At 64.9% G+C, this 14,769-nt stretch carries 12 protein-coding genes and 1 tRNA gene; 11 read left to right on the forward strand and 2 right to left on the reverse strand.

Translation table 11 applies throughout. The features are described 5' to 3' along the window. Positions 1–69: 69 nt before the first annotated feature. From DSM100688_RS02260 to DSM100688_RS02285, 6 genes are all read left to right on the forward strand, one after another. The gene (locus DSM100688_RS02260; RefSeq protein WP_152357518.1) at positions 70–651 is read left to right on the forward strand and encodes an adenine phosphoribosyltransferase; all 582 of its coding nucleotides are present in this window, start codon (positions 70–72) and stop codon (positions 649–651) included. An 87-nt stretch (positions 652–738) separates the two neighbouring features. Next, positions 739–1,932: an ADP-forming succinate--CoA ligase subunit beta gene (gene sucC, locus DSM100688_RS02265; protein WP_152357519.1), complete on the forward strand. Its 1,194-nt coding sequence runs from the start codon at positions 739–741 to the stop codon at positions 1,930–1,932. Further along, positions 1,932–2,861, forward strand: a complete 930-nt coding sequence (gene sucD, locus DSM100688_RS02270) for a succinate--CoA ligase subunit alpha (RefSeq protein WP_152357520.1) — start codon at positions 1,932–1,934, stop codon at positions 2,859–2,861. Before sucC ends, sucD begins: the two co-directional genes overlap by 1 nt. After that, complete coding sequence (locus DSM100688_RS02275; RefSeq protein ID WP_152357521.1) at positions 2,858–4,261, forward strand: cell division protein PerM; 1,404 nt, start codon at positions 2,858–2,860, stop codon at positions 4,259–4,261. Before sucD ends, DSM100688_RS02275 begins: the two co-directional genes overlap by 4 nt. Beyond that, on the forward strand, positions 4,209–5,840 hold the full coding sequence (gene purH, locus DSM100688_RS02280; protein ID WP_152357522.1) for a bifunctional phosphoribosylaminoimidazolecarboxamide formyltransferase/IMP cyclohydrolase: 1,632 nt from the start codon (positions 4,209–4,211) through the stop codon (positions 5,838–5,840). The genes DSM100688_RS02275 and purH overlap by 53 nt, the downstream gene beginning before the upstream one ends. 74 nt (positions 5,841–5,914) lie before the next feature. Then, a complete protein-coding gene (locus tag DSM100688_RS02285; protein ID WP_152357523.1) occupies positions 5,915–6,199 on the forward strand; it encodes a DUF3017 domain-containing protein in 285 nt (94 codons plus the stop codon). Here the strand turns inward: DSM100688_RS02285 and DSM100688_RS02290 are convergent. Further along, on the reverse strand, positions 6,116–7,063 hold the full coding sequence (locus DSM100688_RS02290) for an MIP/aquaporin family protein (RefSeq protein WP_170286268.1): 948 nt from the start codon (positions 7,061–7,063) through the stop codon (positions 6,116–6,118). The genes DSM100688_RS02285 and DSM100688_RS02290 overlap by 84 nt on opposite strands. 265 nt (positions 7,064–7,328) lie before the next feature. On the opposite strand from DSM100688_RS02290, the gene DSM100688_RS02295 reads away from it, so the two are divergent. Together DSM100688_RS02295 and der are read left to right on the forward strand one after the other, a co-directional pair. After that, entirely contained in the window at positions 7,329–8,105 is a 777-nt protein-coding gene (locus tag DSM100688_RS02295) for a pseudouridine synthase (protein WP_152357525.1), read from the forward strand. Further along, a complete protein-coding gene (der, locus tag DSM100688_RS02300) occupies positions 8,102–10,264 on the forward strand; it encodes a bifunctional cytidylate kinase/GTPase Der (RefSeq protein WP_152357526.1) in 2,163 nt (720 codons plus the stop codon). Before DSM100688_RS02295 ends, der begins: the two co-directional genes overlap by 4 nt. Before the next feature lie 308 nt (positions 10,265–10,572). Here the strand turns inward: der and DSM100688_RS02305 are convergent. Then, positions 10,573–10,646: transfer RNA gene (locus DSM100688_RS02305), tRNA-Pro, on the reverse strand. Between the two features lie 244 nt (positions 10,647–10,890). Between DSM100688_RS02305 and DSM100688_RS02310 the strand changes: the two genes are divergently transcribed. The 3 genes from DSM100688_RS02310 (at position 10,891) to DSM100688_RS02320 (ending at position 14,768) form a co-directional block, all read left to right on the forward strand. Next, on the forward strand, positions 10,891–12,285 hold the full coding sequence (locus DSM100688_RS02310) for a UTP--glucose-1-phosphate uridylyltransferase (protein WP_152357651.1): 1,395 nt from the start codon (positions 10,891–10,893) through the stop codon (positions 12,283–12,285). A 150-nt stretch (positions 12,286–12,435) separates the two neighbouring features. Continuing rightward, positions 12,436–14,382, forward strand: a complete 1,947-nt coding sequence (locus DSM100688_RS02315; protein ID WP_152357527.1) for a helix-turn-helix transcriptional regulator — start codon at positions 12,436–12,438, stop codon at positions 14,380–14,382. Positions 14,383–14,456: 74 nt separating this feature from the next. Then, positions 14,457–14,768, forward strand: a complete 312-nt coding sequence (locus DSM100688_RS02320) for a hypothetical protein (protein WP_152357528.1) — start codon at positions 14,457–14,459, stop codon at positions 14,766–14,768. Position 14,769 lies beyond the last annotated feature (1 nt).

The raw sequence follows: 14,769 nt of genomic DNA on the forward strand, positions 1-14,769 counted from the left end.
CGCTCTCGCGCCGATATTCGTCGTACAACGTGACCAATACAGCAACAGCAAGATAAGGCAGGCAGGGTTATGACGCAAACCGACATCACCATCGACCGTTTGGCTGCGATCGGTCAGGATAATGCGGATTATCTGATCTCCCGTATCCGGTCGATCCCGGGATTCCCGAAGGAAGGGATCAACTTCCGTGATTTCATGCCGGTGCTCGCCGACGCCAAGGCATTCGGGCTGATGCTCGACGCGTTGGAGCAGGCCCTGCCCGTTCCGGCGGACGAGTTCGACGCCATCGCCGGTCTTGAGGCGCGCGGATTCCTCTTCGGCCCTGCGCTGGCCGCCCGCCTCGGCAAAGGCTTCATCGCCGTGCGCAAGGCCGGCAAGCTCCCGCCCGAGACCATCGGGGAGTCCTACGCGCTCGAATACGGCACCGCGACCATCGAAATCGAATCCGGCATGGTCGCGCCGGGCGAACGCGTGCTCATCGTCGACGACCTGATCGCCACTGGCGGCACCGCCAAGGCGGCCGCCGACCTCATCCGCCGCGCCGGCGGCGAAGTCGCCGGATTCAGCTTCGTCATGGAGCTCATCGGGCTCGACGGCCTCGCCGTGCTGGGCGACGTGCCGAGCAGCACGCTGGTCACCATGCCGGCCTGATGCACCGCATCCGCGGGACATCGTTTCCAGACATCGCGCATCGGGCCGAACCGAGATTCGACCGCCGCCACCTACAGGGGAACCATCATGGATCTTTATGAATACCAGGCCCGGGAACTGCTCGAGGAGCACGACATCCCCACGCCGAAGGCCATTTTCGCCCAGAACTCGCATGAGGTCGCCGAAGCGGCCGATCAGCTCGGCTATCCGTGCGTCATCAAGGCCCAGGTCAAGATCGGCCATCGCGGTCAGGCCGGCGGCGTCAAGCTCGCCCACAACCGCGACGAGGCCATCCTGCTCGCCGAAAGCATCCTGCCGATGACCATCCACGGCCACAAGGTGAACGGCGTGCTCGTCGCCGAGGCGAAGAACATCATCCACGAATACTACGTATCCATCTCCGTGGATCGTTCCTCCCGCGACTTCGACGTGTTGGCGACTGCCAACGGCGGCACCGAGGTCGAGGAGATCGCCAAGGAGCACCCGGAATCAGTCAAGCGCCTCCACATCGACGCGCTGGGCGACTTCGACCTCGAAGCCGCCACGAAGATGGCCGACAGCATCGGCTTCTACCACGCGGACGGCGCACAGGCCGCGCAGATTCTGCTCAAGATGTGGCAGTGCTTCAAGGACAGCGACGCCACCCTCGTCGAGATCAACCCGCTCGCCAAGATCGGCGACCCGGACGACGAATCATCCAAATCGCTGTGCGCGCTGGACGCCAAGATCTCGCTTGACGGCAACGCCGCGTTCCGTCACGACGGATGGCAGCGGTTCGCGGACAGCATCGAGGCCGATCCCTATGAGCTCAAGGCACAGGAGCATGGCCTCCACTACGTGCACCTGCACGGCGAGGTCGGCGTGATCGGCAACGGCGCCGGACTGGTCATGAGCTCGCTCGACGCCGTCTCCGGCGCCGGCAAGGAACAGAGGACCGGCATCAAGCCCGCCAACTTCCTCGACATCGGCGGTGGTGCCTCCGCGGCCGTGATGTCGGACAGCCTGGGCATCGTGCTCTCCGACCCGCAGGTGCGGTCCGTGTTCGTCAACGTGTACGGCGGCATCACCTCCTGTGAGCAGGTGGCCCGCGGCATCCTCGAGGCGCTGGACAAACTCGGTTCCGGCAAGCCCATCGTTGTGCGCTTCGACGGCAATGCGGCGGCCGAGGGTCTGAGCATCCTCGCCCAGGCCGACAACCCGAACCTGCACGTCGCCAAGACCATGGAAGAAGCCGCACAGCAGGCCGCCCGCCTTGCCGCTGACGCAAAGGAGAACCACTGATGGCATTGTTCATCGAAGACGGCGCGCCGGTCATCGTCCAGGGCATGACCGGCCATCAGGGCATGACCCACACCGCGCGCATGCTCAAGGCCGGCACCAACATCGTCGGCGGCACCAACCCGCGCAAGGCCGGCACGGTCATCGATTTTCCGGGAGCCAATCCCGATGGCTCGGACGCGCGCATCCCGGTGTTCGCGACCTGCGCCGAAGCCCGCGAACGGACCGGCGCGAAGGCCAGCGTCGTCTTCGTGCCGCCGCGCTTTGCCAAGGATGCGGTCGTCGAGGCCATCGAGGCGGGCATCGAACTCATCGTGGTCATCACCGAAGGCATCCCGGTGGCCGACAGCGCCTATTTCGTCGAACTCGCCCTGCGCAAGGGCGTGCGCGTCGTCGGCCCGAACTGCCCGGGCCTGATGACGCTCGGCGCGACCCCGCAGTCGCATGGCGTGAATCTCGGCATCATTCCCGACGGCATCGTCGGTCGGGGCCCGCTCGGATTGGTCTCCAAATCCGGCACGCTCACCTACCAGCTCATGGGCGAACTGTCCGACATCGGCTTCACCGCATGCCTCGGCGCGGGCGGCGACCCGATCGTCGGCACCACGCTGCAGGAGGCGCTGGCCGCATTCGAGGCCGACGAACATACCAAGGCCGTCATGATGATCGGCGAGATCGGCGGCAGTGCCGAACAGGACGCCGCACGATGGGCAGCGGAACACATGACCAAGCCTGTCGTGGCCTACATCGCCGGATTCACCGCTCCCGAAGGCAAGCAGATGGGCCATGCCGGCGCCATCGTCTCCGGCGGCAAAGGCACCGCGCAGGACAAGAAGGAAACCCTGGAGGCCGTCGGCATCCGTGTGGGCAAGACGCCGAAGCAGGCCGCCGACATTATGCGCGACGTGCTGGCCGAACACGGGATCCTATGACCTCACGTATCACACCATGGCTGAAAGGCGTGGGCGTCGCCCTCGCCTCGATGGCCGTCTTCGCCATAGCCATAGGCTGTTTTCTGGCGCTGATGCTGCTGGTCATCTCCATGGAGGAGGGCGGCGACAACCTGTCGGCATACACGATGTCGCTCACCGCGGCCGTGGTGCTGCTCAGTCAGGGCGTGGGATTCACCGTGGGGCCGGTCAATCTCACGTTGATGCCATTGCTGCTGACTCTGCTGCTCATTGCCGTGGTTCGTGCCTTCGCGCAGCGCTTGTCCTGCGGCGCCAAGGGCTATTGCTCGGGACTGGTCATCTGGCTGGTCCTCGACGCGCTGCTGCGTGACGGCACCAACGCCGGACTCGACGACGACCTGTGGCAGGTGCTCGCCAAGGGTGCTGTCGTCTTTTCGATCGGCTATCTGTTCGCCGCCGTACCCGTGTCACTGACCGCCGCGCGACTGGTCGACCGCATTCGCGCCTCGATCTCCGAACGGCTTCGGCATACGCTCGTCGTCGGACTCGCCATCGGCGGTCTGCTTACCGCGGCATACCTGCTTGCCGGTCTGATCACCGTCATCGTTTGGATCGTGCGTGATTATCCAGCCATGATCACGCTGTTCGACAAGCTCGGCATGGAAACCGGATCGCGCATACTCACCACGATCGCCTGTATGGCATGGCTTCCCAATCTGTGCATCTGGACGGTCTCGTGGCTGTTCGGCGCCGGCTTTTCGATCGGCGACCTCGCCACGTTCACCCTGTGGTCCGGCCAATCCTCATCGTTGCCGGCCATCCCGGTCTTCGGCCTGTTGCCCGAAGCGCTCACCGACACCGTCGCCCGCATGGCCTGCATGAGTATCCCTCTGATCTGCGGCCTGCTCGTCGGCCTGATTGCCATGTGGGCTCGACGGGGATTCGCCGTGCGCGCCGGCGCACCTGACACAACGATGGCGAACGCGAAGACCGTCATTCTGGACTTCGCCTATCCGGCCGGCGGATTCTGCCTGTCCTGCATCGCCGTATCCGTGATCTGGTCCCTGATCTTCATGCTGTCGAACGGGGGACTGGGCAAGGAACGCCTTGCACGGCTCGGCGTCGACGTCATGAAGGCCACCCAGAGCATCGGCAGACCGACCGCGTTCGGACTGCTGTCGTCATGGCTGCTCGCCTTGGTTGGCGTGGCGGCCGTTTTCGGGATACGCTGGGCTTCACGACGCATCCGTACGCGCGGCGGCGGGCCGAACACGGCGACGCCGGACGACGCGGACACCGATCCTGCGGCGCATGACGCCGCGACATCCGTGCGGGAATCGCACATCACTACACCCAAGGAGGAACAGGATGACGAACACGAACCGTCCGATACGACGGGCACTGGTATCCGTATTCCATAAGGAGGGGATCGAAGTCCTCGCCGACGCCTTCATCAAGGCCGGCGTCGAAGTGGTCTCCACCGGATCCACCGCCAAGAAGCTCGCCGAACTCGGCGTGAACGTGACCGAAGTGTCGCAGGTCACCGGCTTCCCCGAAAGCCTCGACGGTCGCGTCAAGACGCTCGACCCGCATATCCACGCCGGTATCCTCGCCGACATGACCAATCCCGATCACGTCGCCCAGCTCGAACAGCTCGGCATCAAGCCGTTCGACCTCGTCGTCGTCAACCTGTACCCGTTCGCCGACACCGTGCGTTCGGGCGCCGACGAAGCCGCGACGATCGAGAAGATCGACATCGGCGGCCCGTCGATGGTCCGCGGTGCGGCGAAGAACAGCGCCACCGTGGCGATCGTCACCGATCCGGCCGACTACAGGCTCGTCGCCGAGCGCGTCGCCAACGGCGAAGGCTTCGACCTCGCCGAGCGCCGCTGGCTGGCGGCCAAGGCGTTCGCCCACACCGCCGCGTACGACGCGACGATCAACGAGTGGACCGCCAAGCACTGGCCCAAGCCGGACAGCGTCGAGACCCCCGACACCGACGAAAACGGCAATGTCGTCAACGACGCCAAGTTCCCGGCCGCGTTCACCCGCACGTGGGATCGTGCGCATGTGCTGCGCTACGGCGAGAACCCGCACCAGCAGGCCGCCCTGTACATCGATCCGCTGCACCGCGACGGCTTCGCGCACGCCGAGCAGCTCGGCGGCAAGCCGATGAGCTACAACAACTACGTGGACGCCGACGCCGCATGGCGCGCGGTGTGGGACTTCGCACCGCGCATCGCCGTCGCCGTCGTCAAGCACAACAACCCATGCGGTCTGGCCATCGGCGAAACCGCCGCGGAAGCCCACAAGAAGGCCCACGCGTGCGATCCGATGAGCGCCTACGGCGGCGTCATCGCCTGCAACAGCACCGTCACCCTCGAGATGGCGGAAAGCGTGCGCCCGATCTTCACCGAGGTCATCGTCGCCCCCGCCTACGAGCCGGAGGCCCTCGAACTGCTGCAGACCAAGAAGAAGAACCTGCGCATCCTCAAGGTGGCCGAACCGCCGAAGAGCCACACCCAGTTCCGCCAGATCGACGGCGGCCTGCTCGTGCAGGACACCGATCTGATCGACGCGACCGGCGATGATCCGAACGCGTGGAAGCTCGTCGCGGGCGAGCCGGCCGATGCCGCCACGCTCAACGATCTGCTGTTCGCATGGCGCGCGATCCGCTGCGTCAAGTCGAACGCGATCCTGCTCGCGCACGACGAGGCGACCGTCGGCATCGGCATGGGCCAGGTCAACCGCGTCGACTCGTGCCATCTGGCCGTCGAACGTGCGAACACGCTGGCCGACGGTGCCGACCGCGCCACAGGTTCCGTGGCCGCCTCCGACGCGTTCTTCCCGTTCGCCGACGGCGCCGAGATCCTCATCAACGCCGGTGTCAAGGCCATCGTTCAGCCCGGTGGCTCCATCCGCGACGAAGAGGTCATCGAGGCCGCCAAGAAGGCCGGCGTGACCATGTACCTGACCGGCACCCGTCACTTCTTCCACTGACAGGCGACGGCGACCACCCACAACGGACCAACAATGATCCACAACGGACCACAACGACGACCGAGGAGGTAGACATGCACGATCATCCGTTCGTTTCCGAAGCGCACGAAGGCAAGCCGTGGTGCGAATGGCTCGTCGCCGTCGTCGTGGTCGTCGCGGTGGTCGTCGCCGTCCTCGGATACACGATGGCCGCAACCGTGATCATCGCGGTTGCGGCCATCATCACCGGGCTACTGCGCCTGATACTGCGCGAACGCAGCCCCTGGAAGGTACGCTCAGTGGCGTTCGACTCCTTCATCGGCATCGCGCTGGGCATCGGACTGCTGGTCGTCTACTTCAGCATCTTCGGCCTCCACTGAGCCGGTTGCATCGGAGGTCTCCGGCTCGACCGGAACCTGCTCGACGACATCATCGACGCCCTGTTCGGCATCCGCCGGCAGGGCGTTATTCGCGGCGCGCTTCTTCGCCACGGCATCCTTCGCCATCTGCGCCACGATCAGCACCAGCGACACCACCGCGGCCGCCAGCACCGGGCACACCCAGAACACCCACAGCTGGCCGAGCGGCTCGGTGTTGAGCCCCTGGCCCTGCGCGAACACCGCGATGCCCGTGGCGCGGGCCGGGTTCAACGCCGCGCCGGTCACCGGATATGTGATCGCCGCGCCGACGCCGTAAGCGGCGCCCATCAGCAGTGCGTAATCGGCGGCCGGGCGCCCCTGTTCGTCCGTGGCATGCATCGCCGTGCCGACGATGATGATGCCGGCGACCACCTCCACGACGATCGCCATGACGATGCCGAAGCTGATGCCCACGGAATTGATCGTCGCGTAGGCGACGGAACCGTTGTCGTAGCCGTTCACGGCTGGCGTGAGCCACACCTTCACGGCGATGGAATCGGACGTCGGCATCAGCGCGCGCACCACGCCGGCCGCCGCCAGGGCGCCGATCACCTGCGCGACGATGTACGCCACGCCGTCAATCACACGGGTCTTCGACGCCAGCATCGACGCGACCGTCACCGCCGGGTTGAACTGGCCGCCGGAGATGCCGCCCAACATCGCCGTCACCACCGCATACACCAGTGCCGTGCCCACCGCGACGAACGCCATGTTCGCCCCGTAGATCGAAGAGCCGAACGCGCACATTGCATAGATCGACACGCAGATCAGGAAGCTGCCGGCCAGTTCGGCCAGCACGCGGGCTACGAGCGACGGCGCAGCCATGGTCCCCTCATCCTGCACGTCACCGGACACGCGGCGCGCGTCCTGTACCACATCATTCATTATTTACCTCGTTCTGTCGTCGTCGCGGCCACAGCCGCCGAACGACTGCCATAGTACCAGCAGACCAGAGGTGCCGGTATAATAATCCCGTTTGCGAAGCCTCGGACGATCGATACGAACGACGGAACGAGGGCCGCAATCGGAACCATTGCACGATTCGCGTACCCGCATCGCGCGCGTACGCCAAGGCCACGTTGGGAGAACGATGCCAAACGCATATTCCCGCGCCCAGAAAGCGCATTTCCATGACGATCAGAACGCCATCCGCCTGCAGAAGCTGCTTGCCCAGGCCGGATTCGGCTCCCGCCGCAAGTGCGAGGACATGATCACCGAAGGACGCGTCGAAGTCGACGGCGAGCTCGTCACCGAACTCGGCACGCGCGTCGACCCGCAGCGCCAGCAGATCCGCGTCGACGGATCGCGCGTGCGCATCAACCCGAACCACGTCACGCTGGCGCTCAACAAGCCCAAGCGCGTCCTGAGCGCGATGGAGGACCCGAAGGGCCGTTACACGCTGCGTGACATCGTCGGCGACAAATACGAGCGTATCTTCCACATGGGCCGTCTGGACTACGATTCGGAAGGCCTCATCCTCATGACGAACGACGGCGAACTCAGCCAGCACGTCATGCACCCCAAGTACGAGGTCGAGAAGACCTACATCGCCACGCTCGAAGGCAAGATCAGCGGCACCGTGTGCCGTCGTCTCGTCACCACCGGCGTGCAGCTCGACGACGGCTGGATCAAGCTCGACCACTGCGCGATCATCGACTCGAACCGCGACACCACGATCGTCAAGGTCGTGCTGCATTCGGGCAAGAACCGCATCGTGCGTCGCATCTTCGGTTCGATCGGCTTCCCGGTCAGGAGGCTCGTGCGCACGCAGATCGGTCCGATCAAGCTCGGCGAGATCAAGCCCGGCTCCTACCGCGTGCTGTCGCAGACCGAGGTCCGTTCCCTGTCGAAGGCGGTGGGCCTGTGATCCGCGTAGCCATCGACGGCCCCGCCGGCGTGGGCAAGTCCTCCACGTCCAAGGCGCTGGCCAAGTATTACGGATTCGCCTACCTCGACACGGGCGCGATGTACCGCGCCTGCGCATGGTGGTGTCTCAAACAGGGCATCGACCTCGACGCCGAGACGGTCGACGAGCAGCTGATTACCGAGACGGTCGGCGAATTCTTCACCGGCGGCCACTTCGATATCACCGTCGACCCGGATGATTCGCGCGTCACCTGCGACGGCGAGGACATCAGCGAGGCCATCCGCTCGTCCGAGGTCTCCGCACACGTCTCTAAGGTGTCGGGCGTGATCCCGGTGCGCCACGTGCTCATCGCGGCCCAGCGTGCCACCATCGCGCGCGAGGCCGCCGCCGACTCGTTCTCCGAGGGCCGCGGCATCGTCGCGGAGGGCCGCGACATCACCACCGTCGTGGCCCCCGACGCGGAGGTGCGCGTGCTGCTCACCGCCCGCGAGGAAGTGCGTCAGGCGCGCCGCACCGGTCAGGCCGTCGCCGCGGCCTCGCACGACGGTGCCGGCAGCGGCATTGCGGTCGGCACCGAGGACGTGGCGGCCCGTGACAAGGCCGACGCCAAGGTCACGAGCTTCATGACCGCGGCGGACGGCGTGACCACGATCGACAATTCCGACATGGACTTCGAACAGACGCTCGACGCGCTGGTCGAACTCGTGGACGCCGCCATCGAGGAGCAGGAATATCAGCAGTACGCTGCCAACCTCGAAGGCTACGACCTCGACGAGGCCGATGAGGCGCTGGTCGCCGGTATCGGCGCGGACGCGGCCACCCGCGAGGCCGGCCCCAAGCAGGTCGGCGTGCTCGCCGTCATCGGCCGGCCGAACGTCGGCAAATCCACGCTTGTCAACCGCATCCTCGGCCGTCGCGCCGCCGTCGTCGAGGACACGCCCGGCGTGACCCGCGACCGCGTCAGCTACGACGCGGAATGGTCCGGCATCGACTTCAAGCTCGTCGACACCGGCGGCTGGGAGGCCGACGTCGAAGGCATCGACTCGGCGATCGCCTCGCAAGCGCAGGTCGCCGTGCAGCTGTCCGACGCGGTCGTCTTCGTCGTCGACGGACAGGTCGGCCTGACCGACACCGACGAGCGCATCGTTAAGCTGCTGCGCGCCGCCGGCAAGCCGGTCACGCTCGCCGTCAACAAGATCGACGACGCGCCGAGCGAATACCTGGCCGCCGAATTCTGGAAGCTCGGTCTCGGTGAACCGCATGCGATCTCCGCCATGCACGGTCGCGGCGTCGGCGATCTGCTGGATGCGGCGCTCGACGCGTTGCAGCAGGCCGACAAGACGTCCGGATTCCTCACCCCGGGCCATCTGCGCCGTGTCGCGCTCGTCGGCCGGCCGAACGTCGGCAAGTCGTCGCTGCTCAACCAGCTGGCGCACGAGGATCGCGCGGTCGTCAACGATCTGGCCGGCACCACGCGCGACCCGGTCGATGAAATCGTGCGGGTCGACGGCGAGGACTGGCTGTTCATCGACACGGCCGGCATCAAACGCCGCCTGCACAAGCTGTCCGGCGCGGAATACTATTCGTCGCTGCGCACGCAGGCCGCGATCGAACGTTCCGAGCTGGCGCTCGTGCTGTTCGACGCGTCCCAGCCGATCTCCGACCAGGATCTCAAGGTGATGAGCTCCGCCGTGGACGCGGGCCGCGCGATCGTGCTCGTGTTCAACAAGTGGGATCTCATGGACGAATTCGACCGCCAGCGCATGGAGCGCCTGTGGAAGACCGAATTCGAGCGTGTGACGTGGGCCTCGCGCGTGAATCTGTCCGCCAAGACCGGATGGCACACGAATCGTCTGGCCCGCGCGATGCGCGAGGCGCTCGAATCGTGGGACAAGCGCATCCCCACCGGCAAGCTCAACGCGTTCCTCGGCCAGATTCAGGCCGCGCATCCGCATCCGCTGCGTGGCGGCAAGCAGCCGCGCATCCTGTTCGCCACGCAGGCGTCGACACGCCCGCCGCGGTTCGTGATCTTCGCCACAGGCTTCCTCGAGCACGGCTACCGCCGCTTCATCGAGCGGTCGCTGCGCGAGGAATTCGGCTTCGAGGGCTCGCCGATCCAGATCTCGGTGAACATCCGCGAGAAGAAGAAGCGCAAGTAGGAGCGTCTCCCGTTGCATCCGTCGACCAGCCAGCGGGCATGCAGCCGATACGATCGCGTAATCGGCTGTATGTCCGCTGGCTGTTGTTGCATCTCCGCTTGTTTCGCAGCGAGTGTAGTCGTGCGCATTTGCGATATGCGGTGTATGACTCTGTCTGTTCGTCTACTTTTTTCCAACGGACATACAGCCGATTGGGTGGGACTTATCGGCTGTATGTCCGTTAAGGAGAATGGGTATACAGGTTCAGTTCCGATACTGATGAATCCTACGAAAAAAGGCGGAATTCCAACGAAATTCCGCCTTATCCGTCGGCTCAGCGGGATTTGAACCCGCGACCCCTTGACCCCCAGTCAAGTGCGCTACCAAACTGCGCTATGAGCCGAACGGCGCAAAAGCACCGAGTAGATAAATTACCACAGGGTTGCGAAAACGCAAAACCGACGTGTCGCGACGTGACAGTTCCGGCACGTCGTTACCGAGAATTCACCCTTTCAACCCGCCGGACGGGGGTAGAATCGGATAAATATCGGCTAGACTGACATACGTTTGACAACGACACGAAAAAGATATGGAAGATAGGAAAGGACCGCACCGTGACTGATGTGTTCGATCTCTCCGCACGCAAGATGCACGACAACGGCATGAGCGACGTCGCCATCGCCCAGTTCAAGCGTCTGTACGACGTGTGGCGCAACGAGGAGGCCAGCAGCTGGATTCGCGAGGCCGATGTCGAACCGCTGACCGGCGTGCCGAGCTTCCACGACGTCTATGAGACGATCGACCACGACGAGGCGGTGCACGCCTTCGCGAAGACGGCGTTCCTCAAGCTCAACGGCGGCCTGGGCACCTCGATGGGCCTCGCCTGTGCCAAGTCGCTGCTGCCGGTGCGCCGCCACAAGGCGAAGCAGGTGCGCTTCATCGACATCATCCTCGGCCAGGTGCTCACCACCCGCGCCCGGCTCGGCGTGCCGCTGCCGTTGACGCTCATGAACTCGTTCCGCACCTCCGCCGACACGATGAAGGTGCTGCACCGCAACCGCAAGTTCCATCAGACCGACATCCCGATGGAGATCATCCAGCATCAGGAACCGAAGATCGTCGCCGCCACCGGCGAACCGGTCTCGTTCCCGGCCAACCCCGAACTCGAATGGTGCCCGCCGGGCCACGGCGACCTGTTCTCCACGATCTGGGAGTCCGGCCTGCTCGACACGCTTGAGGAGCACGGGTTCAAGTACCTGTTCATCTCCAACTCCGACAATCTCGGCGCACGTCCGTCGCGCACGCTCGCCCAGCACTTCGAGAACACGGGCGCCCCGTTCATGATCGAGGTCGCCACGCGTACGTACGCCGACCGCAAGGGCGGCCACATCGTGCGCGACAAGGCCACCGGCCGTCTCATGCTGCGCGAGATGAGTCAGGTACACCCCGACGACAAGGCGTGCGCGCAGGACATCGCCAAGCACCCGTACTTCAATACGAACAGCATCTGGGTGCGCATCGACGCGCTCAAGGCCAAGCTCGCCGAATACGACGGCGTGTTGCCACTGCCGGTCATCCGCAACCAGAAGACCGTGGATCCGACCGATCCCGAGTCGACGCCGGTGATCCAGCTGGAGACGGCGATGGGCGCGGCCGTGTCGCTGTTCGAGGGCGCGATCTGCGTGCAGGTCGACCGCATGCGCTTCCTGCCGGTCAAGACCACCGACGACCTGTTCATCATGCGTTCCGATCGTTTCCATCTCACCGACTCGTACGAGATGGAGGACGGCAACTACATCTTCCCGAACGTGACGCTCGATCCGCGCTATTACAAGACGATCGCCGACTTCGACGAGCGGTTCCCGTACGGCGTGCCGTCGCTGGCCGCCGCGAACTCGGTGACGATCGACGGAGACTGGACGTTCGGCCGCGATGTGATCATGTTCTCGGATGCGAAGCTGGTCGATCAGGGCGAACCGAGCTACGTGCCGAACGGCGAATACGTTGGACCGCAAGGCATCGAGCCGGACGATTGGGTCTGATCCGACGGGCGGATTGTTCCGCCTCACGGAAAAAGAGCGGGCTTTTTTCGAGAAAATGACGTCGATGCCGCAAATTGCCTCTAATATAGAGTGAGGTGCCGGTCATTCGGCGCACACTTATAACGAAACGTTAACGATACGTGAGGACTAATGGCAGAGGGAAGCAACGGAAGGCGTCGTTTTTCCGACAAGTGGGGCAAACACGAGCTTGATGTATTGGCCGTGTTGTCATCCGCCTTCCCCCAATGGCTTACCTCTCGTCAGATCGCGCAGCGCGTCAAGGCGTATGCCGATTCGTATGGGGAGTTGGCCGATCAGGCGGCGAAGGCGGCGTTCGCCAAGCAGTTCCAGCGCGACCGCGCCAAGCTGGCGGCCATGGGCATCGCCATCGAATCGCGTCAGCCGGAGTATTCGTCCAAGTCGGAGGGTCAGGACTTCGCGTCCTATCGGCTTCAGCTCGGCGACGAGCCGCGCGTCCGCCTGCATTTCGAACAGGAGGATCTGCCGGTGCTGGCCGCCGCCAACTACCTGGCGCGGTCCATCTCCGTATCGTCCACGTCGGCGAAGCAGGAGCAGGCGGCCCAGCAGCATGCCTCGCGCACCACGCCCCGCGTGCCGCAGACGCCGATCCCGGGTCTTGGCCTTGATTCGATCGCACCCGGCCTCGGCACGCAGACCATCCCCGAGACGCTGGTCAAGGTCATCGATTCGCGTCGTTTCGCCGCGACCGTGGACGTCGACGGCGAGCACATCAACGTCGCCTACACCGATTCGGACGATCTCGCCATGTTCGTGCTCGAGCATCCGGGCGCCTATGTGGTCAGTCCGAAGGAGGCCGCCGACGCATACAACCGCCGTCTGCACGCGGCCACGCAGTTCCAGCTCGCCGACGAATCGTCCGGCGACAACAGCGCCACGGTCGTCACGTCCGCCATCAGCAGCCATCACGACCGCGACCATGACGAGGACGACGATCCCGAACTGTCCAAGGCGCACCAGAAGAAGAGCGCGTCCTTCCAGACCGGCAGCGAGGTCGACCGTCGACTGCGCCTCATGCTGTTCCTGTCCGCGCACCTCGGCGAGGAGTATTCGCTGGCCGAGCTGGCCGAACGTTTCATTGGCAAGGCGAAAAGCGACGACGAGCTCAAGAAGTTCGTCAACGTCATCCACAAGGACATCAACACGCTCACCACGGTGTCCGACGACGGCGAGATGGCCGGCAGCCAGTTCTTCGACATCGACTGGTCGCTGCTCGACGCCGAAGGCATCGTCTCCGCCACGAACTCACTCGGCCTCGAACGGCTCGCCGGCATCTCGCCGCAGTATCTGAGCCTGCTCACCGCCTCGGTGAGCTATCTGGCGCATTCGCCGCTGCTACCCGAGGAACAGCGTGATCAGGCGCGGTCGCTGTACGAGCGGCTGCACGCGCATGTCGTGCCGGGGGAGACCCCGTGGCTGAGCCTGACCGGCTACGAGCTCGAGCCGCGCAGCTTCTCCGTGGTCAAGCGCGCCATCTCCACCGACTCCCTGCTCGACATGGAGTACACGGACGGCGCTGGCCGCACCCGCCGCAAGCTCGTCGCCCCCGCGAAGATCTTCGTGGACGAGGGCGTGTACTATGCAGCCGTGTGGACCGACGTCGCCCCCGCCGCGCCGAAGGACAAGCAGCATCTCGTGCAGAAGGACACGCGCATCAACAAGGCCAACGGCAAGCCGCGCATCTGGCAGGTACTGCGTCTGGCGCGCATCGAACACGCCGAGATCGTCAAGCCGGTCGCCACTCTGGACATCCCCGACGTGCCGGTCAACGAACTGCGCAAATGGAGCTTCGACAACGGCACCGACGCGGTGTTCATCACCGACGAGCCGGATCTGTCGTTCCCGAAAACCCTGTCCGGCGCCACCGTCGAACCGTACGGTGACGGGCAGAAGGTGCATCTGACCGTCTCGTCCGACTCGTGGTTCGTGGCGTTCTGCATCGCGCACGCCCGTCACATCACCGCGGTCGCGCCCGAGACGCTGCGTACGATGATCGTCGCACGCGCACAGCGCGAACTGAGCGTCGGCCAGCACGAGAACGACGAGGACGAAGCCTGACGTCGGTCCCGTACGGCACCGTGTGTGCGGATGCCGTACGGCAATCGCACACACGAACGAACAGGAGGACCGTCATGCCATGGTGGATCTGGTTGGTGCTGGCGCTGTTCATGCTGGCCATGATCGGCGCGGGAATCGCCTACGCGATCGTGCACGGTCTGCGTGGTCTGAAGACCGCCGGACAGGTTGGCGCGCGCATCGGCGAGATCATGGATTCGATGCAGCAGCCGACCGAACCGCATGACGAACCGGCCCCGTCGTTCACCGAACCGCTGCGCGACGTCGCCGACCGGTACGCGCAGGCCCACGTCGCCATCATCGAACGCGAACACGCCACGCGCGCACGGCACATCCGCCAGTGGGCGCGATGGAACAACCAAGACTAGG

Origin of the sequence: Bifidobacterium ramosum, assembly GCF_009299505.1 — a bacterium.
GTDB classification, from domain to species: Bacteria; Actinomycetota; Actinomycetes; order Actinomycetales; family Bifidobacteriaceae; genus Bifidobacterium; species Bifidobacterium ramosum.

What these genes read in the sequence shown, in the direction of transcription:
- purH (WP_152357522.1), top strand. Translation starts at nt 4,209, where the DNA reads ATGACGAACACGAACCGTCCGATACGACGGGCACTGGTATCCGTATTC.
- DSM100688_RS02315 (WP_152357527.1), top strand. Translation starts at nt 12,436, where the DNA reads ATGGCAGAGGGAAGCAACGGAAGGCGTCGTTTTTCCGACAAGTGGGGC.
- DSM100688_RS02320 (WP_152357528.1), top strand. Translation starts at nt 14,457, where the DNA reads ATGCCATGGTGGATCTGGTTGGTGCTGGCGCTGTTCATGCTGGCCATG.
- DSM100688_RS02260 (WP_152357518.1), top strand. Translation starts at nt 70, where the DNA reads ATGACGCAAACCGACATCACCATCGACCGTTTGGCTGCGATCGGTCAG.
- DSM100688_RS02310 (WP_152357651.1), top strand. Translation starts at nt 10,891, where the DNA reads ATGCACGACAACGGCATGAGCGACGTCGCCATCGCCCAGTTCAAGCGT.
- DSM100688_RS02295 (WP_152357525.1), top strand. Translation starts at nt 7,329, where the DNA reads ATGCCAAACGCATATTCCCGCGCCCAGAAAGCGCATTTCCATGACGAT.
- sucD (WP_152357520.1), top strand. Translation starts at nt 1,932, where the DNA reads ATGGCATTGTTCATCGAAGACGGCGCGCCGGTCATCGTCCAGGGCATG.
- DSM100688_RS02275 (WP_152357521.1), top strand. Translation starts at nt 2,858, where the DNA reads ATGACCTCACGTATCACACCATGGCTGAAAGGCGTGGGCGTCGCCCTC.
- DSM100688_RS02290 (WP_170286268.1), bottom strand. Translation starts at nt 7,063, where the DNA reads ATGGCTGCGCCGTCGCTCGTAGCCCGCGTGCTGGCCGAACTGGCCGGC.
- DSM100688_RS02285 (WP_152357523.1), top strand. Translation starts at nt 5,915, where the DNA reads ATGCACGATCATCCGTTCGTTTCCGAAGCGCACGAAGGCAAGCCGTGG.
- sucC (WP_152357519.1), top strand. Translation starts at nt 739, where the DNA reads ATGGATCTTTATGAATACCAGGCCCGGGAACTGCTCGAGGAGCACGAC.